General features: G+C 71.1%; 22 protein-coding genes. 14 read left to right on the top strand and 8 right to left on the bottom strand.

Going from position 1 to position 24,014, the window contains the following annotated elements; translation table 11 throughout:
• Nucleotides 1-15 precede the first annotated feature (15 nt).
• Nucleotides 16-489, bottom strand: a complete 474-nt coding sequence (locus MWM08_RS15400) for a hypothetical protein (protein ID WP_244407388.1) — start codon at nt 487-489, stop codon at nt 16-18.
• A gap of 300 nt (nt 490-789) precedes the next feature.
• Here MWM08_RS15400 and MWM08_RS15395 point away from each other — a divergent pair, with 300 nt between their 5' ends.
• From MWM08_RS15395 to MWM08_RS15340, 12 genes are all read left to right on the top strand, one after another.
• Nucleotides 790-5,118 (top strand): calcium-binding protein, encoded by a 4,329-nt coding sequence (locus tag MWM08_RS15395; RefSeq protein ID WP_244407387.1) that lies wholly within the window; start codon nt 790-792, stop codon nt 5,116-5,118.
• Nucleotides 5,119-5,170: 52 nt separating this feature from the next.
• Entirely contained in the window at nt 5,171-5,728 is a 558-nt protein-coding gene (msrA, locus tag MWM08_RS15390) for a peptide-methionine (S)-S-oxide reductase MsrA (RefSeq protein ID WP_244407386.1), read from the top strand.
• A complete protein-coding gene (locus MWM08_RS15385; RefSeq protein WP_244407385.1) occupies nt 5,725-6,072 on the top strand; it encodes a hypothetical protein in 348 nt (115 codons plus the stop codon). Before msrA ends, MWM08_RS15385 begins: the two co-directional genes overlap by 4 nt.
• A 76-nt stretch (nt 6,073-6,148) precedes the next feature.
• The gene (msrB, locus tag MWM08_RS15380) at nt 6,149-6,577 is read left to right on the top strand and encodes a peptide-methionine (R)-S-oxide reductase MsrB (protein WP_244407384.1); all 429 of its coding nucleotides are present in this window, start codon (nt 6,149-6,151) and stop codon (nt 6,575-6,577) included.
• Nucleotides 6,578-6,798: 221 nt separating this feature from the next.
• On the top strand, nt 6,799-7,788 hold the full coding sequence (locus tag MWM08_RS15375) for a YncE family protein (RefSeq protein WP_244407383.1): 990 nt from the start codon (nt 6,799-6,801) through the stop codon (nt 7,786-7,788).
• Nucleotides 7,778-8,551, top strand: coding sequence for a polysaccharide deacetylase family protein (locus MWM08_RS15370; RefSeq protein ID WP_244407382.1), 774 nt, complete (start codon nt 7,778-7,780; stop codon nt 8,549-8,551). Before MWM08_RS15375 ends, MWM08_RS15370 begins: the two co-directional genes overlap by 11 nt.
• Before the next feature lie 12 nt (nt 8,552-8,563).
• A complete protein-coding gene (locus MWM08_RS15365) occupies nt 8,564-9,517 on the top strand; it encodes a sterol desaturase family protein (RefSeq protein WP_244407381.1) in 954 nt (317 codons plus the stop codon).
• Nucleotides 9,518-9,526: 9 nt separating this feature from the next.
• Nucleotides 9,527-10,930 carry a cardiolipin synthase gene (gene cls / locus MWM08_RS15360; protein ID WP_244407380.1) on the top strand — a complete coding sequence of 468 codons (1,404 nt, stop codon included), beginning with the start codon at nt 9,527-9,529 and terminating at the stop codon, nt 10,928-10,930.
• A 97-nt stretch (nt 10,931-11,027) separates the two neighbouring features.
• Entirely contained in the window at nt 11,028-11,996 is a 969-nt protein-coding gene (locus MWM08_RS15355) for a tripartite tricarboxylate transporter substrate binding protein (protein ID WP_244407379.1), read from the top strand.
• A gap of 10 nt (nt 11,997-12,006) precedes the next feature.
• Nucleotides 12,007-12,984 (top strand): isopenicillin N synthase family dioxygenase, encoded by a 978-nt coding sequence (locus MWM08_RS15350; protein WP_244407378.1) that lies wholly within the window; start codon nt 12,007-12,009, stop codon nt 12,982-12,984.
• A gap of 137 nt (nt 12,985-13,121) precedes the next feature.
• Nucleotides 13,122-13,610: a DUF302 domain-containing protein gene (locus MWM08_RS15345; RefSeq protein WP_244407377.1), complete on the top strand. Its 489-nt coding sequence runs from the start codon at nt 13,122-13,124 to the stop codon at nt 13,608-13,610.
• A 7-nt stretch (nt 13,611-13,617) separates the two neighbouring features.
• Nucleotides 13,618-14,733 carry a YeeE/YedE thiosulfate transporter family protein gene (locus tag MWM08_RS15340; RefSeq protein ID WP_244407376.1) on the top strand — a complete coding sequence of 372 codons (1,116 nt, stop codon included), beginning with the start codon at nt 13,618-13,620 and terminating at the stop codon, nt 14,731-14,733.
• Here the strand turns inward: MWM08_RS15340 and MWM08_RS15335 are convergent.
• Nucleotides 14,700-15,479, bottom strand: coding sequence for a DUF547 domain-containing protein (locus MWM08_RS15335; RefSeq protein ID WP_244407375.1), 780 nt, complete (start codon nt 15,477-15,479; stop codon nt 14,700-14,702). The genes MWM08_RS15340 and MWM08_RS15335 overlap by 34 nt on opposite strands.
• A gap of 125 nt (nt 15,480-15,604) precedes the next feature.
• Here MWM08_RS15335 and MWM08_RS15330 point away from each other — a divergent pair, with 125 nt between their 5' ends.
• Both MWM08_RS15330 and MWM08_RS15325 read left to right on the top strand, forming a co-directional pair.
• A complete protein-coding gene (locus tag MWM08_RS15330) occupies nt 15,605-17,203 on the top strand; it encodes an ABC transporter substrate-binding protein (RefSeq protein ID WP_244407374.1) in 1,599 nt (532 codons plus the stop codon).
• A 99-nt stretch (nt 17,204-17,302) separates the two neighbouring features.
• Nucleotides 17,303-18,775, top strand: coding sequence for an alpha/beta hydrolase (locus MWM08_RS15325; RefSeq protein ID WP_244407373.1), 1,473 nt, complete (start codon nt 17,303-17,305; stop codon nt 18,773-18,775).
• On the opposite strand, the gene chrA is transcribed toward MWM08_RS15325, so the two are convergent.
• From chrA to MWM08_RS15295, 6 genes are read right to left on the bottom strand one after another with little or no spacing between them, the layout of a single operon-like run.
• Nucleotides 18,732-20,051: a chromate efflux transporter gene (gene chrA / locus MWM08_RS15320; RefSeq protein WP_244407372.1), complete on the bottom strand. Its 1,320-nt coding sequence runs from the start codon at nt 20,049-20,051 to the stop codon at nt 18,732-18,734. The two genes, MWM08_RS15325 and chrA, sit on opposite strands and share 44 nt — an antisense overlap.
• Nucleotides 20,048-21,775: an L-aspartate oxidase gene (locus MWM08_RS15315; RefSeq protein ID WP_244407371.1), complete on the bottom strand. Its 1,728-nt coding sequence runs from the start codon at nt 21,773-21,775 to the stop codon at nt 20,048-20,050. Before MWM08_RS15315 ends, chrA begins: the two co-directional genes overlap by 4 nt.
• Entirely contained in the window at nt 21,772-21,987 is a 216-nt protein-coding gene (locus MWM08_RS15310) for a hypothetical protein (RefSeq protein ID WP_244407370.1), read from the bottom strand. Before MWM08_RS15310 ends, MWM08_RS15315 begins: the two co-directional genes overlap by 4 nt.
• Nucleotides 21,984-22,592 carry a fumarate hydratase C-terminal domain-containing protein gene (locus MWM08_RS15305; protein ID WP_244407369.1) on the bottom strand — a complete coding sequence of 203 codons (609 nt, stop codon included), beginning with the start codon at nt 22,590-22,592 and terminating at the stop codon, nt 21,984-21,986. Before MWM08_RS15305 ends, MWM08_RS15310 begins: the two co-directional genes overlap by 4 nt.
• Nucleotides 22,589-23,092, bottom strand: coding sequence for a GNAT family N-acetyltransferase (locus MWM08_RS15300; RefSeq protein WP_244407368.1), 504 nt, complete (start codon nt 23,090-23,092; stop codon nt 22,589-22,591). The genes MWM08_RS15305 and MWM08_RS15300 overlap by 4 nt, the downstream gene beginning before the upstream one ends.
• Nucleotides 23,092-24,000 carry a fumarate hydratase gene (locus MWM08_RS15295; RefSeq protein WP_244407367.1) on the bottom strand — a complete coding sequence of 303 codons (909 nt, stop codon included), beginning with the start codon at nt 23,998-24,000 and terminating at the stop codon, nt 23,092-23,094. Before MWM08_RS15295 ends, MWM08_RS15300 begins: the two co-directional genes overlap by 1 nt.
• Between the last annotated feature and the right edge of the window lie 14 nt (nt 24,001-24,014).

Below are 24,014 nucleotides of genomic sequence, written 5' to 3'. Positions count from 1 at the left end.
TAAAGCGCGTGCCGCTCAGTTCCCCACCAGCGCGGGCAGGACCTCGGCACGCAGGCGCTCCACGCTGCCCCGCGCCACCTCCGGCGACCCGCCGACCGATCGCACCAGCACCAGCGCCCCCTGCCGCAACAGCACCAGCGTCGAGCCCGACAGCGGCCCCGCCTGATAGGCCGAGACCCACCCCACCGCCGGCCCCAGGTCGGCCCGTTCCACCCGGCAGGTCGGGTTGCGCGCGCGGCATTGCTGGTCGAGCGAGGCAATGGACGTATAGCCCGAGCGCAGCCGCTGCTCGGTCCCGTCCTCCTGCCGCCCGACCCGGATCTCGACCAGCGGCGTGCCCTCGCAGGTCGGGCAGGTCAGCGTCATCAGCGGGCCTTCGGTGCGGGCAATGAAGCCCTCGCCGAGGGCCGCCACGGCGCGTGGCTCCATCGCCACCAGGTCCTGCGCTTGCGCGCGGCCGGTCGCCAGGGCCAGGACCGCCAGGATCATCCACCACCGCATCGTCGCGCCGTCCTCCGCTCCTGCCGCCGCCGCTTGCGGCAACACCCCAGCCCAGTGTCTCGCGAGCATCGTCACCCGATCCGGTGAATCCGCCTGGTCGGGATCTGTTCCGGCCGCGCCCGAGGGGTCGTCGCGCGGCGGCGTCCATCCTCGCGCCTTCCGGCGGCCGGTGCCAGCACCCCGGCGTAACGTCGCGCACCGCCACGCCACCCGGCAAATTTCGCCGGGCTGTTCATTCTTCATTCAACTCTTGCGCGCTTTCCTGCATTGATCGGATCGCAGGACGCGATGGCTACGTATATCTTTTCAGATGTCGCCGGCACCAGCCTGGCGTTCGTGCCGGCCGAGGACCTGCTCATCCTCCCGTTCGGCGTCTCGGCTGCCGCCTTGCGCTTTGCCTCGGATGGCAGCGACCTGCTGCTGAGCGTCGCACCCGACACGGTGCGGCTGCTGGGCATCGGGCTCGGCGGGTCGGGGCTCAACGCCGGGAATCTAGCCTTCCAGGACGGCAGCCTCGTCATCCTCGACAATCCTGGCTCGAATGTTCGCGCCGGCAGCGTCTTCGGCGACTGGATCGGCATCGACCGTGGCGGGGACGACCGGATCGCCGCCGGCGGGGGGGACGACTACATCCGTGGCGGCTCGGCCCTCGGCAGCGCCGACACCGTCGATGGCGGGGAGGGCGCCGGCGACCTGCTGTTCCTCGCCGGCACGCTCAATGTCAGCTTCGGTCCGCGCACCGTCACCGGCATCGAGCGGTTCGAGATCGGCGCGGGCACCGTCTCCCTCACGCTCGATGCCGCCACCGTGGCCACCGCGACGCCGGTCGCCGGCACGCTGTTCACAATCGACGGGTCGGCCCAGGGCACGGCGCTGCGCCTGAGCGTCGATGCCCGTGACGTGGCCGCAGCCGGGGTGGCGCTGCTGGCGGCGGGCGGCGATGATTCGCTCGCGGGCGGCTTCGCCGCAGACAGCCTGCTGGGCGGGGCGGGCGACGACACGCTCGACGGCTTCTGGGGCGACGACACCATCGCCGGCGGCGCCGGTATCGACGTGCTGACCGGCGGTTCGGGCAGCGACCTGTTCCTGTTCGATGTCGCCGGCCTGCCCAACAGCCCGCCCGCCACGCCGGACCTCATCACCGATTTCGAGGGTGCCGGGATCGCCGGCGGCGACCGCATCGGCCTGCCCGGCGTCGCCGCAATCGGGCTTGGCCTGACCTTCCACGTCGGCGACGCGGATTTCGTCTTCGAGGGCTACGAGGGCTCGGGCGTGCAACTGCCCGGCTCGCGCATCGGGGATGGCTTCGCCGACGTGATGTGGCGCCTGGTCGAGGGCGCGTCCTGGCGCTTCGAGGTCTGGGCTGACCTCAACGACGACGGCCGCTTCACGCCGGGCGACCTGTTCCTGCGCCTCGGCGCGCCGGGGGGCGATACCGCCACCGCGCTGGCCCCGGGCGACTTCCTGGCCGCCTTCGCCGGGCTGGTGGGCGGGCCGGGCAACGACGTCTTCACCGGGCCGGGTGCGACCGACGACCAGTTCTGGGGGGAGGGCGGCAACGACAGCCTGTCGGGCGGCGACGGCGTGGACGTGCTCGAGGGCGGGCTCGGCGGCGACTCGCTCCTTGGCGGGGACCTGGCGGACGAATTGCGCGGCGGCCCCGGGTCCGACTGGCTCGAGGGCGGCGACGGCTGGGACACCCTTTTCGCCGCCGACAACCTCGCGCCCGAGACGGAATCGCCCGACGACCGCAACCACCTGGCCGGCGGTGCCGGGCGCGATGCGCTGTTCGGTGGCGCCGGCCTCGATACGCTGCTGGGCGAGGCCGACGACGACCTGCTCTGGGGCGACGAGGGTGCGGACAGCCTGCTCGGTGGGGACGGCATCGACCTGGTCTATGGGTGGGAGGGCGACGACGTCCTCGATGGCGGGACGGGCGACGACACGCTCCTGGGCGGCACCGGGGCGGATACCTTCACCGGCGGGGACGGCGCCGACCTTTTCATCATCGACCTGTCCACCGGCGGGCAGGCCGAAGCCACCGGTGACGTGCCCGACTGGATCACCGACTTCAGCGCGGCGCAGGGCGATGTGCTGTCGCTCGCGCTGGCCGGCGGGCTGGTGGGGGGCGCGTTGGGGCCGGGGCCGCTCGCCTGGCGCGGCACGCTGGCGGCGCGCGACCTCGCGCTCGGCGTCGGCCTCGGCAGCCTGCTGCCCGGCGCGGGGCTCGGGCCCGGCTACTACCAATCCTGGTTCCTGCCGGCGGTGTCGGGTGGGCAGGCGGCGGGCGGCTGGTTCATCGTCGATCTCGACCAGGACCTGGTGATCGGCGCCGACGACGCGATCATCCGGATCGGCAGCCTCGCCGCGCCGGCCACGCTGGCGCCCGAGAACTTCGCCGAAGGCACGTTCCGCGTCCGCGTAGGCACCGCCGGGGCGGACGTGCTGCTGGCCGCGGCCAGCGGGCAGGACGTGTTCGGCCTGGCGGGCAACGACCTGCTGACCGGCCGCGACGGCGCCGACCGCGTGGTCGGCGGGGAGGGCAACGACACGCTGATGGGTGCCGGCGGCATCGACCAGCTCTGGGGCGGGGCGGGCAATGACAGCCTCGATGGCGGCGCGGAAAGCGACGAATTGTTCGCGGAGGGTCCGGACCTGTCCGAACAGGACGGCATCTTCGCCCGCAACACGCTGGCCGGTGGCGATGGGAACGACAGCCTCTGGGGCGCGGATGGCCGCGAATCCCTCGATGGCGGCGCCGGCGCGGACTGGCTCTATGGCGGCGTCGGCCTCGATACGTTGGTCGGCGGGGACGGGGCGGACACCATCCAGGGCGGTGACGGCGCCGACCTGATCGATGGCGCCGCCGGCACCGATTCCCTCGATGCCGGCGCTGGTGACGACACGGTCGACTACGACCCCGCCGACGCCTTCGCCGATGGCGGCGATGATCTCGACCTGCTGGTGATCCGCGCCGCGGTCGCGATCACCCTCGACAGCAACATCGACCAGGTGGCCGGCGGCGGGATCACCCGCGGCTTCGAGGGCGTGGACGGGTCGGCGGTGAGCTTTGCCCTCACGCTGGCGGGCTCCAGCGCGCGCAACCGGCTGATCGGCGGGGCGGGCGACGACTGGATCGACGGGCGCGACGCCAATGACAGCCTCGAAGGCGGGGCCGGGTCCGACACGCTCGACGGCGGCCCGGGGGATGACGTCGTGACCGGCGGGGAAGGTGGGGATTCGCTCCTGGGCGGGTCCGGGCTCGACCTGGTGTCCTATGCCGATGCGACGGCGGGCGTGACCGTCGGTCTGGTCCTGGGCGGGGCGGGGGATACGCTGTTGGGCTTCGAATCGCTGCGCGGTTCGGCCTTCTCGGATCGGCTCACCGGCACCACCGACGCCAACCGGATCGAGGGCCTGGCCGGGGACGACACGCTCGATGGCGGCCTGGGCGACGATACGCTGCTCGGAGCCACGGGGCGCGACAACATCCTGGGCGGCGCCGGCGCGGACAGCGTGCTGGGCGGCATCGACGCCGATACCCTGAACGGCGGCGAGGGCAACGACGTGCTCGACGGCGGCGAGGGCGCCGACCGCCTGATCGGCTGGACCGGCAACGACCTCTATATCGTCGACCTACGCGCCGATGTCGTGATCGAGACCGCGGGCGCGGGCGACGACACCGTGGTCGCCAGCGGCAACTACTACCTCCCGCGCCAAGTCGAGTGGGTCGTGCTGGCACCGGGTGCCGGTCCAATCTTCGTCGTCACGAACATCGATCCCGTGCGTGTCCAGGGCAATGAATCGAACAACCAGGTCATCGGCAAGGGCGGTGCAGACACCTTCTGGGGCGGCGCGGGCAACGACCGCATGCAGGGCCAGGACGGTGCCGACCACCTGTTCGGCGAGGACGGGACGGACGCGTTGTTTGGCGGCACCGGCGCCGATGTGCTCGACGGCGGCACCGGGCGCGACACGTTGCAGGGCCAGGACAGCAACGACACGATGTTCGGCGGCTCCGACAGCATCCAGGACGTGCTGTATGGCGGCAACGGCGCGGACTGGCTGGATGGCGGCCTCGGCCTCGACTTCATGTATGGCGGCCTCGGCAATGACATCTATGTCGCGAGCCAGCAGGCCGAGGGCATCATCGAAGCACCCGGCCAGGGGATCGACCGCGTGATCGCGCGCGGCGGCGGCGCCTTCGCGCTGCCCGTGAATGTCGAGCAACTCGACCTCGACGGCCCCGAGCGCGGGCTCGGCAATGCCCTGTCGAACCGCATCACCGGTTCGGCGCGCGCCGAGACGCTGTTTGGCCGTGACGGCAACGACACGCTCATCGGAGGCGGCGGCGCCGATACGCTGTACGGCGAAGACGGGCGCGACAGCTTCCTGTTCGCGCCTGGATCGGGCGCCGATGCCGTGCGGGACTACGCGCCGGGCTTCGACCGGCTGCTGCTGCAGGGGTTCGGCTTCACCGGGGCGGCGGCGGTGCTGGCCGTGACGCGCGCGGCCCCGGGCGGCGTGGTCATCGACCTCGCGCCCGGTGACACGCTGTTCCTGGCCGGTGTCACGAAACCTGCGCTTTCGGCGGCGGATTTCGTCTTCCTCGCGTGACCTTCCACCCCCACATGGCGAAGATCACGACAGGAACAAAGGAGACTCCCGGATGATCGCACAGGCAGGGCATGAGGCCGCCACCCTCGGCGGCGGCTGCTTCTGGTGCCTCGAGGCGGTGTTCAAGGATCTGCGCGGCGTGGTCTCGGTGATGTCCGGCTATGCCGGCGGGCATGTGGACAACCCGTCCTACGAGGAAGTCTGCGGCAAGAAGACCGGCCATGCCGAGGTGGTGCGCGTGGTCTTCGACCCGGCCGAACTGGCCTATGCCGACCTGCTGCGGGTGTTCTTCACCATCCATGACCCGACCACGAAGGACCGCCAGGGGGCCGATGTCGGGCCGCAGTATCGCTCGATCATCCTCACCCATTCCGACGCCCAGGCGGCGACGGCGCGCGAAGTGATCGCCGAGGTCGAGGCCGCCGGTCTGTATGACGGGCCGGTGGTGACCGAACTGGTCCCCGAGGCGCGCTTCTGGCCGGCCGAGCCCGAGCATCACGACTACTTCGCGCGCAACCCGTGGTCGGGCTATTGCCGCGCGGTGGTGGCGCCGAAGGTGGTGAAGTTCCGCAAGGTCTTCGCAGACCGGGTGAAGCGGCCGGCGGCGTGAGCGCGCGCGCTGCCCTGGTCGCCGTCGGCCTGGCGCTGGCCATGCCGGCGCTGGCCCAGCCGCGGGACCTGCGCCCGCACAACATCTACGCCTCGCTCGACCCAGACAGGCCGGACCAGGCGACGCTGCGCCGGGTGCAGGGCGCGCTGACGCGCTGCGGCATCCGCAATGAGCAGGATTCGTCTGTCGCCTATGAAGGGCTGCGGCCGGGCATCTACCTGGTGATCACCGGACCGCACCGGTCGGCCGAGGTTGCGGCCGCCGAACTCGCCCGGGCGCGGGCCTGCGGCATCGAAGGCTACACCCGCATGGCCCGCCGCCGCCCCGGCGTGCTCGAGGACTGACCGGCGGCCTTGACCCGCGCCACACGCGGCCTGACATGCGGGCCAGGACCCAGTGGGCAACGACAGGACAGGATCCATGCTCTTCAAGCGTGACGACGCCCCGGCCGAGACTTTTCCGGTGCACCGCACCGAGGCCGAATGGCGCGCGGCCCTCAGCCCGGAGGCCTTTCGCGTGCTGCGCCAGCACGGCACCGAGCGGCCCGGCACTTCCCCGCTGAATGCCGAGAAGCGCCCGGGCACCTTCACCTGCGCCGGCTGCGGCACCGCGCTGTTCGACGCCGGCACCAAGTTCGAAAGCGGCACCGGCTGGCCTTCCTTCTTCGCGCCCATCGACGGCGCGGTGGCCGAGAAGACCGACCGGTCCTTCTTCATGACCCGCACCGAGGTTCATTGCGCGCAATGCGGCGGCCATCTGGGCCACGTGTTCCCGGACGGGCCGGCGCCGACCGGACTGCGCTATTGCATGAACGGCGTGTCGATGGCCTTCCGCCCGGCGCAGGACTGAATCTACGTGCGGGAATGCGCCCTTCGGCGCATTCTCTAAGATCGGCACCGGCCCGCACCTTCACGCGGCCACCCATTCCAGGATGCTGATGTGGGGGTGCGGGCCGGTGCCGGGCCTGCCAAGCAGAAACCGACCGAATCCGCCTTGCGCCGGACACAAGCCCGGCGCAGTTTCCGCGATGACGGCGCCCCCTCCGTCTCGCCAACCGCAGTGTGCCCGCCATGCGCCGCCGTGCCCTCCTGCTGTCCGCCCCCTTGCTGCTGCTGGCACGCCCGGCCGCGGCCGACCTCGTCTATGTGCTGAATTCGGGGGATTCGAGCATCTCGATCCTCGATGCCATCACGCGCCAGGAACTGCGCCGCATCCCCGCCCTGCGGGAGGTCCACCACCTGGTCCTCAGCCCCGACGGGCGCGAGCTGCTGATCGCCGATTCCGGCGGCAACGAGATCTTCTTCGTCGACCCCGCCACCGGCGACATCCGCCGGCGCGAACGCGTGTCGAACCCCTACCACCTCGATTTCTCGCCCGATGGGCGCTTCCTGGTCATCTGCTCGCTGCGGCGCAACCAGGTGGATGTCTACGATGCGCGCTCCATGGCGCTGCTGGCGCGCCTGCGCATGCCCGAAAAGCCGTCGCACATGGCGTTCCGGCCGGATTCCAGCGTGGTCTACGTGACCCTGCAGGGCAGCGGCACGGTCGCCGCCATCAGCCTCGCGACCTTCCAGCCGCTGTGGGAGGTTCCGGTCGGGCGCGAACCGGCCGGCATCGTCTGGCATCGCGGCAGGCTCATCGCCGGCATCATGGGCTCGGACCACTTCGCCGTGATCAATCCCGAGACCCGCGAGATCGAAAAGCAGATCCCGGTCGGCCGCGGCGCGCATACCATCTTCGCCCAGCCCGATGGCCGCGCGCTGTGGGCGACCAGCCGCGTGCAGTCGCGCCTGGCGGAGATCGACCCCAGCACCCTCGATGTCCGCCGCGTCATCGACCTGCCCGGCGGGCCGGACTGCATCGCCTTCGACCCCGATGGCCGCATCTGGGTCACGCTGCGCTGGGCCGGGCGGATCGCACGCGTCGACCCCCGCAGCGGCGAATACGAAACCATCCGCGTCGGCCGCAGCCCGCACGGCATCTTCGTCCAGCCCCGCCGCGCCGAGACCGAGGGTCTGGTGCAGACCTCCGCCGCCGGCCGCGGGGCGAATGCGCGCTGAGGCCAGGCGGCGGATCGGCGCCGCCCTCGCGCTGCTGGCATTGCTCCTGGCCGGGCGCGCCGAGGCACAGGCCCCCGCATCCTGCCGCGCCGGCACGCTCTACCTGACCATCGACACCGGCTGGGGGCGCGAGGCGGAGCAGATCGCTGAAATCCTGAAGCGCCGCAGCGTGCGCGCCACCCTGTTCGTCGCGAACGAACCGACCCATACCGGCGAGCGCAGCCTGTCGCCGTCCTGGGCGGCCTTCTGGCGCGCCCGCGCGGCGGAAGGGCACGTCTTCGCCAGCCACACCGACCGCCACTGGTATTTCCGCGGTGATACCGGACCAGGGCGCACCCGCTACGTCTCGCGCACCCGCGAAGGCGAGGAAGTGCTGGACCAGGCCGCGATGTGCCGGGAACTCGCGCGGCCCATCGAACGCCTGCGTGAAGCGGTGCCCGGCGCCGTCGTGCTGCCGCTGTGGCGCGCGCCGGGGGGCATCACCACCCCCGGCGCGGTCGCCATGGCGGCATCCTGCGGGCTGCGCCATCAGGGCTGGACCGCGAACGGCTTCCTGGGCGACGAACTGCCCAGTGACGCCCACCCCAATGCCGCGCTGGCGCGCCGCGCGGTGGCGAACATCCGCGACGGCGAGGTTCTGGTGATGCACTGGGGCATCCGGTCCCGCCGCGACCCGTATGCGAATGTGCTGGACGAAGTGATCGGCGGGCTGCAGGCGCGCGGCTTCTGCTTTGCGACCTTGCCGCCCGAGGGCCGGCGGTAGAGTCTCCGCGCCATGATCGATTCTTTCAACCACGCGCTCGACGACGTGACGGGCTGGATCTTCGAGACCCTGCTGCAGCCGCTGATGTACCAGGCGGGCCTGATGGACTGGGCCGACGACGCGCTCGAATGGCTGGAATTCGGCCTGTTCGGCGTGTTCTCGATCATCGTGGTCTATGTGGTGTGCCGGCCGCTCGAGGCCTGGCGCCCGGTCGAACCGGTCACTGACCGCCGCGCCATCCGGACCGACATCATCTACACGCTGCTCACGCGGCTTGGCCTGCTGCCGATGGTGGCCTTCGTGCTGCTGGCCTCGCTGCAGGCCTGGTGGGAAGGCAGCGTGGCGGACAGCGGCTTCGTGCCGCCCACGCTGGAGACACTGTTCCCCGCGCTGCGCGAGATGCCGCTGCTGGCCTTCGCCATCTACGTCGTGATCCTGGATTTCGGCGAATACTGGCGTCACCGCTTCCAGCACACCTTCCGTTGGTGGTGGGCGCTGCATTCCATCCATCACGCGCAGCGCCAGATGACCTTCTGGACCGACGACCGCAACCACATCCTGGATGAGGTGATCGCGGCTCTGTGGTTCGGCGCCATCGCATTGCTGATCGGCGTGCCGCCCGGGCAATTCCCGCTGCTGGTGCTGGTGATGCGCCTGGCCGAGAGCCTGTCGCACGCCAATGTCCGCCTGTCCTTCGGGCGGATCGGGGAACGGCTGATCGTCTCCCCGCGCTTCCACCGGCTGCACCACGGCGTGCTGTCCATTGCCGACCACGGAAAGAACTACGCGGTGCTGCTGCCGGTCTGGGATTGGATCTTCGGCACCGCGGATTTCAAGCGCGACGTCTATCCGCGCACCGGCGACCCCGAGGCACCGGAAGCCCTGGCCACCGGCGGCTGGCTGCGGCAGCAGGCGGTGGGGCTGAAGCGCATGGCCGGGGCCGTCTTCGGTCGCGGCACGGCCTGACGCGCGGCGATGTGGGTCGCGCTGCACCTCATCGCGCAGGCGGCCGTCATCCTGCGCGTGCTGCTGCGCCCGCACCGCAACCCGGCGTCCCGCATCTCCTGGGTGGTGGTGGTGCTGGCGGTGCCGGTGGCGGGCATCCTGGGCTACCTGCTGCTGGGAGAGACCAGCATCGGCCGCCGCCGCGCTGAACGCATGCGCCAGGTGCGCGCCGAACTGCCCGCCCCCCCCACGGCGCCGGCCGACCTGCCCGAACGCCACGCGCCACTGTTCCGCGTGGGGGAATCGATCAGCGGCTACCCGGCCTGCAGCGGCAACGCGGCGGCGCTGCTGCCCGATTCCAACAGCGCCATCGACGCGCTGGTCGCCGATATCGATGCCGCGACGGACCACGTCCATCTGGTCTTCTACATCTGGCTGCCCGACGGCAATGGCACCAAGGTCGCCCACGCCCTGATGCGGGCCGCGCGCCGCGGCGTGGCCTGCCGCGCGATGGTCGACGACCTCGGGTCGAAACTGCTGATCCGCCACGCGCTGTGGCGGGACATGGCGGGCGCTGGCGTGCGGCTGGGGCGTGCGCTGCCGATCGGCAACCCGCTGCTGCGGCCGATGGCGGGGCGGATCGACCTGCGCAACCATCGCAAGCTGGTGGTGGTGGATGGCGTCATCACCTGGTGCGGCAGCCAGAACTGCGCCGACCCGGAGTTCCGGGTGAAGCCTCGCTACGCCCCCTGGGTGGACGTACTGCTGCGCTTCGAAGGCCCGGTAGCGCGGCAGAACCAGCACCTGTTCGCCAGCGACTGGATGGCCTGGACCGACGAAGATCTCACGCCCCTGCTGACCGCCCCCATGCCCGCGCCGGGCCCGGGCTTTCCCGCGCAGGTGGTGGCGAGCGGCCCGACCAGCCGCCATTCCGCCATGCCCGAGATGTTTCAGTCGCTGATCTACGCCGCGCGGCGCGAACTGGTTGTCACCACGCCCTACTACGTGCCGGACGACCCGCTGCAGGCCGCGCTGTGCGCCGCGGCGAACCGCGGTGTCGCAACCACCATCGTCTTCCCGGCGCGCAACGACAACTGGGCTGTCGCCGCCGCCAGCCGCAGTTGCTACGCCGAATTGCTGGCCGCCGGCGTGGTCATCCATGAATTCGAGGGCGGTCTGCTGCACGCCAAGACCCTCACGCTGGATGGCGAGGTCGCGCTGGTCGGGTCCGCCAACATGGATCGCCGGTCCTTCGACCTGAACTACGAGAACACGATCCTGCTGGCAGATGCCGCGACCACCGCGCTGCTGCGCGACCGCCAGGCGGCCTTCATCGCGCGCAGCCGCAGGGTCACCGCGGACGAGGTCGCCGCCTGGCCCTGGCAGCGGCGGCTGTGGAACAACGCGGTGGCGGTGATGGGGCCGGTGCTCTGATCGCGGCGTGATCGGCGCGGCCACGCGGTGCGCACCTGCGCGGCTTGCCCGCAGCGGTGGACGCGCGCCACACTCCACCAAACCGGGGGAGTGACCGATGACGACCCGACCGACCCGCCGCATTGCGCTGCTTGGTGCGATCGCAGCGTTGCCACTGCCGGCCCTTGCGCAGGCGCGCTTCCCCGACCGCTCCATCCGCCTGATCGTACCCTGGACCGCGGGCGGGCCGGCCGACCTCGGCTTCCGCATCATGGCCGAGGCCGTCTCGCGCCGCTTCGGCCAGCCCGTCGTGGTCGAGAACCGCGCGGGTGCCTCGGGCACGCTCGGCGCACTCGCGCTGCAGGAAGCGCGGCCGGATGGCTACACGGTGTCGCAGATGCATGTGGGCGTGGTGCGGCAGATGCTGCTGAACCCGCGCCCGCCCTACGACCCGATCAACGACCTCAGCTACATCCTGCAGATCACCGGCTTCGTGATGGGCCTGGTGGTGCGCGCGGATTCGCCCTGGCGCACGCTCGACGACCTGCTGGCCTATGCGCAGGCCAATCCGGGGCGGCTGAATTTCGGCTCGCTCGGCATCGGATCGACGCAGCACCTCGTGGTCGAACGCATCGGCCTGGCGCGCAACCTGACCTGGACGCATGTGCCCTATCGCGGCACCTCCGACACGCTGCGCGCGCTGCTGGGGGGCGAGATCAACTTCGCCTCGGAGGCCTCGGGCTGGACGCCGCTGGTCGAGGCCGGGCAACTGCGGCTGCTCGCGACATATGGCAGCGAGCGCGCGCGGCGCTTCCCGCAGGTGCCCACGCTGCGCGACCAGGGGCTCGACATCGTGGTGGACAGCCCCGGCGGGCTGATCGGGCCGCGCGGGATGGACCCCGCGGTGGTCGCCGTGCTGGCCGACGCCTTCCGCGCCGCCGCGCAGGACCCCGCCCACACCGCCTTCCTGGAGCGCATGGACCAGCCCTTGATGCTGCTCGATGGCGCCGCCTATCGCGAGCAGATGCGCCGCACCATGGAGGAGGAGCGTGGCCTGCTCCGCCGCCTCAACCTGTTGCCTGCCTGAGGAGGAAGCCATGACCATCCCCGTCCTCGACCTTGGTCCCTTGCGCGCGGGCACGCCCGGTGCGCTGGAGGCGCTCGGCGCCGAACTTCGCCACGCCTTCACGGAGGTAGGCTTCTACTTCGTCCGTAACCACGGCATCGACCAGGCGCTGCTGGACGCGACCTTCGAAGCGGCCGAGCGCTTCCACGCCCAGCCGCTGGACGCCAAGCTCGCGCTGCGCATCAACGAGCACAACATCGGCTACATGCCGCTGCGCGGTGCGACCACGCGCGTGAACGCAGTGGGCGAGGTCGCGCTGCCCAACGCCAACGAGGCGGTCTTCTTCAAGCGCGACCTGCCGCCCGACCACCCGGACGTGCGGGCCGGGCTGCGCTTTCGCGGCGTCAACCAGTGGCCTGCGAACCTGCCCGGCTTTCGCGACCAGGTGCTGGCCGCCTGCGACGCCTTCGAGGGCCTGGCGCTGTCCCTGCTGCCCGTCTATGCGCGCGCCCTGGGCCTGGCCCCCGGTTACTTCGCGCCCTTCTTCACCGACCCGATGTACACGCTGCGCATGTCGCACTACCCGCAGCAGGAACCGACGGCGCCGGAGAACGAATTCGGCATCGCCCCGCACCTGGATACGTCCTTCATGACCATCCTGGCGCAGAACCGCATCCCCGGTCTGTCGCTGCGCTTGACCACCGGCGAATGGGTGGATGCGCCGGCCCCCGAGGGCGCGCTGCTGATCAATGGTGGCATGATGCTGCGGCGCTGGACCGACAACCGCTTCCTCGCTACGCCACATCGCGTGATCAATCGGTCGGGCCGCGAACGCTACGCCATCCCGTTCTTCTTCGATGCGAACTACACCGCCGTGATGGCGCCCATCACGGCGGATGGCAGCCCAGCGCGCATGCCCGCCATCACCTATCCGGAATTCATGACCGGTTACCAGCGCGCCAATTTCCACCACGCGAACGAGGAGAAGGTGGAACTGCAGGGCGCCTGAAGCGCGGCGACACCGAACGGGCAGGTCGCCGGCACCGGGCATCCCCGCCGCGTCGCATGGCGCATGGCGCGTAACCTCACACGCCGGTGCGGCGAAGCCTCTGCGCCGGGCCCTTGCCCGCCCTTGGAGTACCCCGCATGTCCACCACGCTCGCGCTGGCGCGTCGCGCCGCCCTGTTCATCGCGTTGGCCGCCCTGCCGTGCGCCGCGCCGGCCTTCGCGCAGGAGGCCGGCCTGGTCACCCGCGCGAGCCCGCACGACGTGCGCGCCACGATCGACCGCTTCGCCGCCGCCGTGCGCGCCGCGAACTGGGTGGTCTTCACCGAGATCGACCACGCCGCCGCCGCACAGGCCGCGGGCCTCACGCTCCGCCCGCGCACGGTCGTGGTCTTCGGCAACCCGCGCGGCGGCACGCCGGCCATGGCCGCGAACCCGACGCTTGCGATCGACCTGCCGCTGCGCGTGCTGGTCTGGCAGGACGATGCCGGTGCCACGCAGGTGACGCGCAGCACCGGCGAGGATATCGCCGCGCGCATCTTCGCCCGCCACGGCATCCAGCAGCCGCCGGAGGGACGCCGCATGACCGAGGCAGCGCTCGAGGGCCTCGTCCGCCGGGCCACCGAATAGCGTGGCGGTGCGCCCGCACTGGCCGGCGCTGCTGCTCGCCGCAGCCGGCGCTGCGGCCGTGCTCTGGGCGATCCGGCCGCTGCCGGACCCTGCTCTGGCGCCGCTGCTGCTGCTGACGATGGCGATCGGCGGTGCCTTCGTGCTGCTCGACTACGGCTTCACCGGCGGGTTCCGCGATTTCCTCGCCGAGCGGGACGGTCGCGCGCTGGGTGCGGCCTTCGTCGTGCCGGCGGTGGCCACCCTGGTGGTGCTGCCCGTGGGTGTGCTGGCGGAGGGCTACGGGCGTTACGTCGCGCCGGTCGGGCCGTCGCTGCTGGTCGGCGCGGCGCTGTTCGGCGTGGGCATGATGCTCGCCAATGGCTGCGGATCCGGCGCGCTGGCCGCGGCGGGGCAGGGGTCGCGCCGCATGTGGGTGGCGCTGCCCTTCTTCTGCCTGGGCGGCGTGCTCGGCAGCCTGGCGCTGCCCACGGCGCTGCGCCTGCCTGGCATCGAGGTCGACCTGGCCGCCTGGTTCGGCCCCTGGGGCGGGCTGATTGTCACCGAGGCACTGCTTCTGGCCTTCGCGGCCGCCGTCCTGCGCGGCACCCGCCCGCCGGCCGGCCGGCTGCGCGCCGGGGCGGTGATCGGTGCGTTGGCGGCGGCGGTGTTCCTGGTCTCGGGCCTGCCCTGGGGCATCACCATGGGGCTCACGCTGTGGGGCGCGCAGGCGATCACCGCGGTGGCGCCGGTGCTCGACGGGACCGAGTTCTGGTCCGAACCCGGCATGGCGGCAATGCTGGACGGGCCGCTGCTGGCGATGCACGGGTCGCTCGGGGATGTCGGGCTGCTGCTCGGTGCGCTGGGCGCGGCGGCGGCGACCGGGCGACTGCGCCATGGCGTTCCGCTCGGCCTGCGCCCGGCTGCGGGGGCGGCGGTGGGTGGGCTGCTCCTGGGCATCGGCGCGCGGCTGTCGTTCGGCTGCAATGTCGGGGCGTTCCTCGGCGGCATCTCCTCGGGCAGCTTGCATGGGTTTGCCTGGTTCGTTGCGGTGCTGCCGGGCTGCTGGGTCGGGCTGCGATTGCGCCCTGCCTTCGGCCTCAGCGGTGTCGCTCAGCCGGTCGCGTCGTTGAGCGCCCAGTCGTAATCATGCCCTGCGATCGCGGTGCCCTGCGCGAGCCGCGCGGCCAGCGGGGGCGCGGCATGTCTGCGCAGATGCGCGACCACGCCGGCGTCGTCGCCGCCGAAATCCTCGCGGAACCAGTGGTAGATCGAACTCACGCGCAGTCGCCCGTCGGGCAGCACTGTCGCGCCGCGTGGATGGTTGACGAAGGCGCGCGCCGCGTCGTCGAGGTCGGCTTCCAGGCTGGCGGCGCGGAAGGCCCGCGGGCGCAGGTTCGGGCAGCCGATCGACGCGCAGTTCACCGCGTAGTGCACGCGTGGGTCGCGGAAACGCGGGCGCATCACGCCGTGTTCGATATCGTCCAGCGACATCGCGCGGCCTTCCACCGCGACCAGGCGCGTCCGCCACGGCCCGCTGAACTGCCGCGGGTCGAAAGGCACGCCGGTCGAACGGATGTCGCGGATCGAGTGCACCGGGTAGCGATCGAGCACCACCTTCAGCGTCAGCGCATTGTACAGGTTTGCCCAGAAGGCGAAGGCCTCTGCGCGTGGCAGCGTGGATGGCCGGCGCGCGGCGGCCTCCCCGATCCAGATATCCAGCGCCGCCATGTCGGCAGCCGTGGCCTTCCACCGCGCATAGGCGACGCGCGCCACGCCATCCGCATGCATCGACACGTGCCGCCCGAGCAGCGCATCGAGCGACGTTTCGGCCGCCGTCGCGGGGAGCGACATTGCAAGCAGCGGCAGGATGCGGCGGGTCGTGTGGGTCATCTGCGGGTCCGACGGGTTTCGCCGCGTGGCGGGCCAGGGTTACGCCCATGCTGACGGGTTCTCATTCTGGAGCGGTCGGTCCAATATCGCGCGACGCCTCAGCCGGCGCCACTCGGAGACCCGCCATGTTCCTTCGTACCGCGCGCGCCCTGCTGCTGGCCGCGGCCGCCTTCGCCGGCCTGCCTGCGCAGGCTCAGCCCATCCCGCCCGAGCGCATCCTGCGCATGGTCCCCAACGCGGACCTGCAGACGCTCGACCCGATCAACACCACCGCCGGCGTCGTGCAATCCCACGCGCACATGATCTACGACCAGCTGTTCGGCCGCGATGCGAACCAGCGCCCGCAGCCGCAGATGGTCGGCGCGTACACGGTCAGCGCCGATGCCCTGACCTGGACCTTCACCCTGCGTGACGGGCTGCTGTTCCACGACGGCGCCCCCGTGACGGCGACCGACGTGGTGGCCTCGCTGCGCCGCTGGGGGGCGCGCGACCCGCATGGCCGCCAGATCCTGGCGATCACCGAGGCGCTGACCGCCGAGCCCGACGGCAAGACCATCATTTGGCGCCTGCGCCGCCCCTACGGGCTGATGCTGGATGCGCTGTCCAAGCCCGCCGGCAACATGCCCGCCATCATGCCCGCGCGGGTGGCTGCGACGGACCCCTTCACGAACATCACGGAGACCATCGGCTCCGGCCCCTTCATCTTCGTGCGCGACGAATGGATCCCCGGATCGCGCGTGGTCTATCGCCGCAACCCGGCCTATGTGCCGCGCAGCGAACCGGCCTCGGGCACCGCCGGCGGCAAGGTCGCGCATGTCGATCGCGTCGAATGGCTCAACATCGCGAACGCGCAGACCGCCGTGCTGGCGCTGATCCAGAACGAACTCGACTACATCGAGAGCCCCGGCGTGGACTTCCTGCCCATGCTCCAGCGCCGCGGCATGCGCATCATCCGCACCAATACGCTGGGTGCGCCGGGCATGATCCGCATGAACCACATCCACCCACCCTTCAACGACGCCCGCGCCCGCCAGGCGCTGATGCTGTTGGTGAACCAGGAGGAAATCCTCCAGGCGATGTTCCCCGACGCGGCGCTGTACCAAGTCTGCCACGCCTTCTTCGTCTGCGGGTCGCCGCAGGAATCCAGCGCCGGCGTGCCGGCTGGCCTCGGCAGCCCCGCCGCGCGCGAACGCGCCCGCGCCTTGCTGCGCGACAGCGGCTATGACGGCACGCCCATCGTCATCATGGACCCGACCGACAACCCCTTCGTGCACGCCGCCACCCTGGTGCTGGCGCAGCAGATGCAGTCCATCGGCTTCCGCACCGATGTGCAGGCGATGGACTTTGCCTCCATGGCCGGCCGCCGCGCCAATCGCCGCCCGCCCGCCGAGGGCGGCTGGCACATCGGCCTCACCTTCTGGAACGGGCTCGGCGCGTCGGACCCCGTGGGCAACGTGCCCATGCAGGCCTCCTGCGAACGCGCCTGGCCGGGCTGGCCCTGCGACGCCGAACACCAGGCGCTGATCGATGCCTTCCCCTACGCCGCCAACGATGCCGAACGCCTGCGCATCCTCACGCAACTGCACGAGAGCGCATATCGGCTGGTGCCCTACGTGCCCTACGGGCAGTGGTACCTGCCCTCCGCCATCACGCCGCGCATCTCGGACGTGCTCGCCATGCCGGGGATCATCATTGCCTGGAACATCCGCAAGGCGGCGCGGTAGGGCGAGGGGCGTGGCCCCTCGCGCTCCCCACCAAGGGGCAACCGCCCCTTGGATCCTGGGGAACGTAACGGGGGGTCCCCAACGAGCGAAAGCCGGGACATGAACACCGCATCGCGACGTGCCTTGCTGCTGGGCGCCACCGCAACGCTCGCCGCCTGCGCGCGCGAACCGGTGGCCGACCTCGCACTGCTCTACAACCCCGCGGCGCAGCACCACGACATCGACCGCAACCCGATCATCGTCATCCCGGGCCTGCTCGGCAGTCGCCTGCGCGACCCGGCTTCGGGCCGCATCGTCTGGGGCGCCTTCGACGGCAACGCCGCCGACCCGGGCACGGCCGACGGCGCACGCCTCGTCGCATTGCCCTTCACCGACATGATGAACACGCCGGGCAGCGCTGTGGCGGCAGATGGCGTGCTCGACCGCGTCCGCATCCGCATCGCTGGCATCCCCATCGCGCTGCAGGCCTATGCCGAGATCCTCAGCACGCTCGGCGTCGGCGGCTATCGGGACGAGGCGCTCGGCCTCGGGGGCCAGGTGGATTACGGCCGCGACCACTTCACCTGCTTCCAGTTCGCCTATGACTGGCGCCAGGACAACGTGGTGAATGCCCGCCGCCTGATGGCCTTCATGCGCGAGAAGCGCGCCTTCGTGCAGGGCGAATACGCGCGCCGCTATGGCATGCGCGACGCGCCGGTGAAGTTCGACATCGTGGCGCATTCCATGGGCGGCATCGTGGCGCGCTACGCCATGATGTATGGCGGGGCCGACCTGCTGGCCAATGGCGCGCTGCCACCGCTGACCTGGGAAGGTGCGGCCATGATGGGGCGGGTGATCCAGGTCGGCACGCCCAATGGCGGGTCGCTGGACGGCTTCCGCGTGCTGGTCGATGGGCGCGACTTCGGATCGCCGATCGTGCCGCGCTACAGCCCCGCCATCCTCGGCACCATGCCGTCGTTGTACCAGCTGCTGCCGCGAAGCCGCGCGCGGCCGGTGGTGCTGGCGGGAACCGACACCGCACTCGACATCCACGACCCGGCCGTGTGGCAACGCATGGGTTGGGGCATCGCCAAGCCGGGCATCGACGCCGACCTGGCGCAGCTCATGCCCGATGTCGGCAGCGCCGGGGAACGCCGGAGCATCGCCATCGCGCTGCAGGCGCGCCTGCTGGCCCGCGCGCGCGCCTTCGCCGCGGCCATGGATCGCCCGGCCACCATCCCGCCCGGCACGGAACTGATGGTCGTGGCCGGCGACGCCATGCCCACCACCGTCCGCTACGCCGCGAATGCGACGGATGGCAGCATCGTCGTGGCCGCGACAGCGCCGGGCGATGGCCTGGTGCTGCGCGATTCCGCGATGCTCGACGCCCGCCAGGGCCAGGATCCGGCGGCGCGCGGTCCGGCTGTGGTCACGCCCATGGATGTCCGCCGTGCGCTGTTCCTGCCGCGCGAACACCTGGAAATCACCCGCGACCCGACCTTCCGCAACAACATCCTGTACTGGCTGCTGGAGGAACCGCGCAGCGGCGTCACACCGGCAGGTAGGACAGCGCCAGCCCCGCCGCGGCGCTGATCACGAGCGTCTTCGCCAGGCCCAGCTTCGCCCCGAACAGCAGCACCGCGGCCAGCACTGCCAGCGCCAGCGCGCTTGGCTGCAGCGTGGACCACACCGGCAGGTCGATCGCCGCCGGGCCGATCGGCACGCGGTTCACCTGCCCGAAGACCACGCGCAGCCCGAACCACAGCGCGAGGTTCGCGATCACGCCCACCACCGCCGCCGTGACCCCCGCCAGCGCACCCTTCAGCCGAGGCTGGTCGTGCAGGCGCTCGACGAATGGCGCGCCGAGGAAGATCCAGGCGAAGCAGGGCGCGAAGGTGACGAACAGCGTCAGCAGGCTGGCGCCCACGCCCCCCAGGATGCCGCTGTCGCGATACCCCGCCAGGAAGCCCACGAATTGCAGCACCAGGATCAGCGGCCCGGGCGTGGTCTCGGCCAGGCCGAGCCCGGCCAGCATCTCGGGCGCGGTCAGCCAGCGGTAGTTCTCCACGGCCTCCTGCGCGACATAGGCCAGCACCGCATAGGCACCGCCGAAGGTGACCACCGCCATCTTCGAGAAGAACACCGCGATGTCGCCCCAGAGCGGCACGCCCATCAGCAGCACCACCGGCCACAGCCACATCGCCAGCGCGATCAGCCCGGCGCGCCGCGCGGCCGGCGCCATGCGCGCGATGCGGTCTGGATCGGCCGCCAGCATCGCGTCGAGCAGCGCCGGCGGACCCTCCTTCGCCGTGCCGTGGCCGGCGGCGGCGAAAGCCTGCGGCGCGGCATAGCCAATCGCGAGCGCGGCCAGCACCACCACCGGGAAGGGCAGGTTGAAGACCGCCAGCGCCAGGAATGCAGCCCCCGCGAGCAACCACGGCGCGGTGCCCTTCAGCGCGCGCTTCGCCACGCGCAGCAAGGCTTCCACCACCAGCACCAGCACTGCGCATTTCAACCCGAAGAACAGCGCGGCGACGACCGGCACATCGCCCAGCGTTGCGTAGATGATGGACAGCGCCAGCATCACCACCGCGCCGGGCAGGATGAACAGCAGCCCCGCGACCAGCCCGCCGCGGACCCCATGCATCAGCCAACCGAGGTAGGTCGCGAGCTGCTGTGCCTCCGGCCCCGGCAGCAGCATGCAGAAGTTCAGCGCATGCAGGAAGCGCGCGTCGGAGACCCAGTGCCGGTCATCCACCACCTCCCGGTGCATCACCGCGATCTGCGCGGCGGGTCCGCCGAAGGACAGCAGGCCGACGCGCAGCCACACGCGCACCGCCTCGGAGAAGGTCGGGAAGGCGGTGGTCACTCTGCTGCCGCAGCCAGCAGGCTCTCGCCGGGCTTCAGCCGCGTGAAGCGCACTGCCTGCCAGTCGAGCGCGATCCGCCCGTCTGCCAGCGTCACGCGCGTGGCCGACAGGCCCGCGGCGTCGGGGTTGGTCTGCGGGAAATCCTCCCGCCAATGGGCGCCACGCGATTCCTCCCGCGCGATGGATGCCGCCACAATCGCCCGGCTGACCATCAGCTGCGACTTCAGGTTCAGCCAGTCATGCCAGGTCAGGTTGAAGGCCCGGTCGGCACCATCGACACCACTCGCATCGACCTCCGCCTCCAGCGCATCCAGGCCGCTCGCGGCCTGCGCCAGGCCCGGCCCGTCGCGCAGGATGCCTGCCTTGTCCCACATCAGGTCGAGCAGCGCGTCGCGGATCGGGCTCAGGTTGCGCGCGGGCTTCGCGAAGGGGGCATGGACCGCGGCCACGGCGGCTTCCAGCGCGACGCGATCGGGTTCTTCGAAGGCGCCGTCGCGCGGCACCCAGCGCCCCATCGTATCGCCGGCGATGCCGCCAAACACCGTGGAATTCGCCACGCCATTGCCGCCGAGCCGGTTCGCGCCATGCACACCACCGGTATCCTCGCCCGCCGCGAACAACCCCGGCAGGTCGGTGGACCCATCGGCGCGGAACACCAGCCCACCCATCATGTAGTGGGCGGTCGGCACGACCGGGACGCGCCCGCCCGCCAGGTCGAAGCCGACGTCGGCGCAGCGTTCGACCATGCCCTTGAATTCGCGGGCCACGCGCTCCGGGCCGAGATGCTTCATCTCGATCCACAGCCCGCCTTCGGCGTTCACGTTGCCGGCGAGGATCTCGCGCTGCATCGATCGGCTGACGATGTCGCGCGTCGCGCGTTCGCCGCGCGGGTCGTACGTGTGCATGAAGCGCTGGCCGTCGCCGCCGAGCAGGTAGCCGCCCGCGCCACGCAGCCCTTCCTCGATGATGGTGCCGGTCAGCCGCGTGCCGGGGCCCGCAAGCACGCCGGTGGGGTGGAACTGCACCATCTCCATGTCGCGCAACGCGAGGCCCGCCTGCAGCGCCATCGCCATGCCGTCGCAGGCCTTGTCGCCGGAGGGCGTGTGGTATTTGTACATGGTCGGCCCGCCGCCGGTGCCCAGCAGCACGGCGCGCGCCTGCACGAAGACCAGCGCCCCGCTGCGCATATCCACGAGCATGACGCCGGACAGGCGCGCGCCATCGGCGCTACGGACCAGCGCGACGGCGCGGTGTTCCTCCATCCGGTTGATGCCGCGCGCCCAGACCTGTTCGGCCAGGCGATTGACGATCTCGATGCCCGTGAGGTCGCCCTTGTGGACCGTGCGGTCGAAGGTCTGCCCGGCGAAGGCCTTCTGGTGGATGGTGCCGTCGGCGTTGCGGTCGAAGAAGCAGCCCCAGCGGTTTTCCAACTCGCGGATGCGCTGCTGCGCGCCGACCACCAGCGTCCAGGCCAGGTCCTGGTCGTTCAGCCACTTGCCGCCGTCGAGCGTGTCCATGAAGTGGCGCTCGGCGGAATCGCCCGCCGCGATCGCGACGTTGTAGCCGCCCTGCACCATGCGCGTGCAGCCGCACTTCCCAAGCAGGCCCTTCACGGCGATGGTCACGTCCAGGTCGGGCGCGGCATCTTTCGCGTGCAGCGCCGCGAGCAACCCGGCGCCGCCTGCGCCCAGCACCAGGATGTCGGTGCGGCGGCGGGTGATCACCGCGGCCCCCGTGGGCTGGCCGGCACGCCGCAATTGCAATCCTCGGCGGGCGCGGATTGCAGGCGCGGCTGCGGCACCGGCACGTCGCGCTGGTCGGTGCCATAGGCGCGCCCAACCACCAGCAGCAGGGCCATCTGGCCCATCGGCGGCGGCATCACCTGCACCATGAGCAGCAGCGGCAGCAGGATCATGGGTGCGATGATCGCGGTCATGCGGCCCCCAGCTTTTCCAGCACCGCCTGGCGGCGCCTGGCGGCTTCGGCGTTGACGGTCGCATAGAGGCTGCCGCCGTGGGAATCCATCGCCACCAGCAGCGGCCCGAACCCCTTGATGCGGAACTTGTAGAGCGACTCAGGGTTGAGGTCATCGAGGTCGACATCCTCCACCGCCTCGATCCACGTCGTCTCCAGCGCCGCCGCGCCGCCGACCACGGCCAGATATACGCCGCCGAGGTCGCGGAAGGCATCGAGCGACCCCTCGCGCAGCCCGCCCTTGCCGATGATGGCGCGCACGCCCTCGCGTTCCATCAGCGGGCGGGTGAAGCGTTCCATGCGGTCGGATGTGGTGGTGCCGACGCACACCGCCTCGTAGCCAGAATGGTTGGTGCCGGAGCGCTCGACCTTCCGCAGGTTCGGCGCGGTGTGGATGACCGCGTGCCCGCGCAGGTCGAACTTCGTTCGCCGACCATGGTCGAACATGTGGATCTGCGTGGCGTCGCGGATGCCGTAAAGCGTTTCCTCGAGTGTCACCGTGTCGCCGGCGCGCAGGCTGCGCGCCTGCGCCTCGGTGATCGGCATGGGCAGGACATGATGCGTCACGGCGTTGTCTCCTCCGCCGGCCAGGCGCCGCTGGATGCGGCAGCCAGGGCGCTGCCGGTCAGACGATAGAAGATCTTGCCCGAGGTCTCGACACCAAGCCCCGCATAGAAGGCGCGGGCAGGGCCATTCGTGCCATCGGTGGTCCAGTCCACGCGGGTATAGCCCGCGGCGACGGCGAAGCGCATCACCTCGGTCATCAGCGCGCGGCCGACACCGTTGCCGCGGTCGCCGGCGGCGACGTAGATGTCCTTGAGCAGCAGGCCCCAGGTCAGGTCGAAGGCCGGAAAGAAACCCGACAGCGAGGCGAAGCCCACCGCGACATCGCCGCGCCTGGCCACCAGGCAGAAGGGGCCTGCGCGCCCCCCGGGGCTGGTCAGCGCCTCGGCCGCCGCAGCGAGCCGACCGATGTCGCGCTGTTCGCGATAATGCTGTGCCATGTCGGCCAGCAGCGACACCAGCGCCGTGCGGTCGGCCGGCCCCGCGCGGGTAATGGCGAGCATCAGAAGCCGATCGCCACGCCATCCGGCGTGAAGGTGGCGCTGGCGCGCCGCGCCGAATGGCATTGAATGTTCACCGCGACGGGATTCATCGTGATGTGCGTCGCCGCCGTCTCGACATGCACGGCGAAGGCAGTGGAGTCCCCGCCCAACCCCTGCGGGCCGATGCCCAGGCTGTTCACGGCCTCGGATAGCTCCGCCTCCAGCTTCGCGCCCTCGGCATCCGTGCAGCGCGAACCGAGCGCGCGGGTCGCCGCGACCTTCGCCAGGTGCATGCACAAATCCGACGTGCCGCCGATGCCCACCCCCACGATCGTTGGCGGGCAGACTTTTCCCCCCGCCTGGATCACGCGATCCACCACGAAGCGCTTCACCGCGGCCACGCCATCCGCCGGGATCAGCATCTGCAGGAAGGAGCCGTTCTCCGAACCCGACCCCTTCGGGATCATCTCGATCCGGAGCTCGCGTTCGGCATCGGTGAAGTCAATGTTGATGACCGGCACGCGTTCGCCGCAACTCGTGTGTTCGTTCTTGCGTGTGATGGGATGCACCACCGAGGACCGCAGCGGATGCTCGCGCGTGGCGCGTGCCGTGCCGCGCGCGATCGCCTCCTTCAGCGCCCAGCCATCGACCTGCACATGGCGGCCGACCAGCACGTTGAAGATCGGGATTCCGGTGTCCTGGCACAGCAGATTGTCCATGCGTTCCGCCACGCCGATATTCTCGATCATGGTGGCGAGGATGGTGCGCGCCGTCCCATCCGTCTCGCTGGCATCAAGCCGCGCGAAGCCCGCCTTGATGTCGTCCGGCAAAATCTTGCAGGCGCGGATGTACAAAAGCTTCGCCGCTTCCTCGATCGCGTCGGGTTCGACGCGCAGGGGTTCCACACCAGGCTTCGTCATCAGCGTCATGGCGGACCCTCCCG

Origin of the sequence: Roseomonas fluvialis, from assembly GCF_022846615.1 — a bacterium.
GTDB lineage: Bacteria > Pseudomonadota > Alphaproteobacteria > Acetobacterales > Acetobacteraceae > Neoroseomonas > Neoroseomonas fluvialis.
Note: the sequence above shows the minus strand (reverse complement) of the source record. Positions and strands in the feature narration are given on the sequence as shown.

Excerpts from the sequence above, each read along its gene's own strand:
- MWM08_RS15400 (WP_244407388.1), bottom strand. The coding sequence starts at position 489 with ATGATCCTGGCGGTCCTGGCCCTGGCGACCGGCCGCGCGCAAGCGCAG.
- MWM08_RS15395 (WP_244407387.1), top strand. The coding sequence starts at position 790 with ATGGCTACGTATATCTTTTCAGATGTCGCCGGCACCAGCCTGGCGTTC.
- msrA (WP_244407386.1), top strand. The coding sequence starts at position 5,171 with ATGATCGCACAGGCAGGGCATGAGGCCGCCACCCTCGGCGGCGGCTGC.
- msrB (WP_244407384.1), top strand. The coding sequence starts at position 6,149 with ATGCTCTTCAAGCGTGACGACGCCCCGGCCGAGACTTTTCCGGTGCAC.
- MWM08_RS15375 (WP_244407383.1), top strand. The coding sequence starts at position 6,799 with ATGCGCCGCCGTGCCCTCCTGCTGTCCGCCCCCTTGCTGCTGCTGGCA.
- MWM08_RS15370 (WP_244407382.1), top strand. The coding sequence starts at position 7,778 with ATGCGCGCTGAGGCCAGGCGGCGGATCGGCGCCGCCCTCGCGCTGCTG.
- MWM08_RS15365 (WP_244407381.1), top strand. The coding sequence starts at position 8,564 with ATGATCGATTCTTTCAACCACGCGCTCGACGACGTGACGGGCTGGATC.
- cls (WP_244407380.1), top strand. The coding sequence starts at position 9,527 with ATGTGGGTCGCGCTGCACCTCATCGCGCAGGCGGCCGTCATCCTGCGC.
- MWM08_RS15355 (WP_244407379.1), top strand. The coding sequence starts at position 11,028 with ATGACGACCCGACCGACCCGCCGCATTGCGCTGCTTGGTGCGATCGCA.
- MWM08_RS15350 (WP_244407378.1), top strand. The coding sequence starts at position 12,007 with ATGACCATCCCCGTCCTCGACCTTGGTCCCTTGCGCGCGGGCACGCCC.
- MWM08_RS15345 (WP_244407377.1), top strand. The coding sequence starts at position 13,122 with ATGTCCACCACGCTCGCGCTGGCGCGTCGCGCCGCCCTGTTCATCGCG.
- MWM08_RS15335 (WP_244407375.1), bottom strand. The coding sequence starts at position 15,479 with ATGACCCACACGACCCGCCGCATCCTGCCGCTGCTTGCAATGTCGCTC.
- MWM08_RS15330 (WP_244407374.1), top strand. The coding sequence starts at position 15,605 with ATGTTCCTTCGTACCGCGCGCGCCCTGCTGCTGGCCGCGGCCGCCTTC.
- MWM08_RS15325 (WP_244407373.1), top strand. The coding sequence starts at position 17,303 with ATGAACACCGCATCGCGACGTGCCTTGCTGCTGGGCGCCACCGCAACG.
- MWM08_RS15310 (WP_244407370.1), bottom strand. The coding sequence starts at position 21,987 with ATGACCGCGATCATCGCACCCATGATCCTGCTGCCGCTGCTGCTCATG.
- MWM08_RS15300 (WP_244407368.1), bottom strand. The coding sequence starts at position 23,092 with ATGCTCGCCATTACCCGCGCGGGGCCGGCCGACCGCACGGCGCTGGTG.
- MWM08_RS15295 (WP_244407367.1), bottom strand. The coding sequence starts at position 24,000 with ATGACGCTGATGACGAAGCCTGGTGTGGAACCCCTGCGCGTCGAACCC.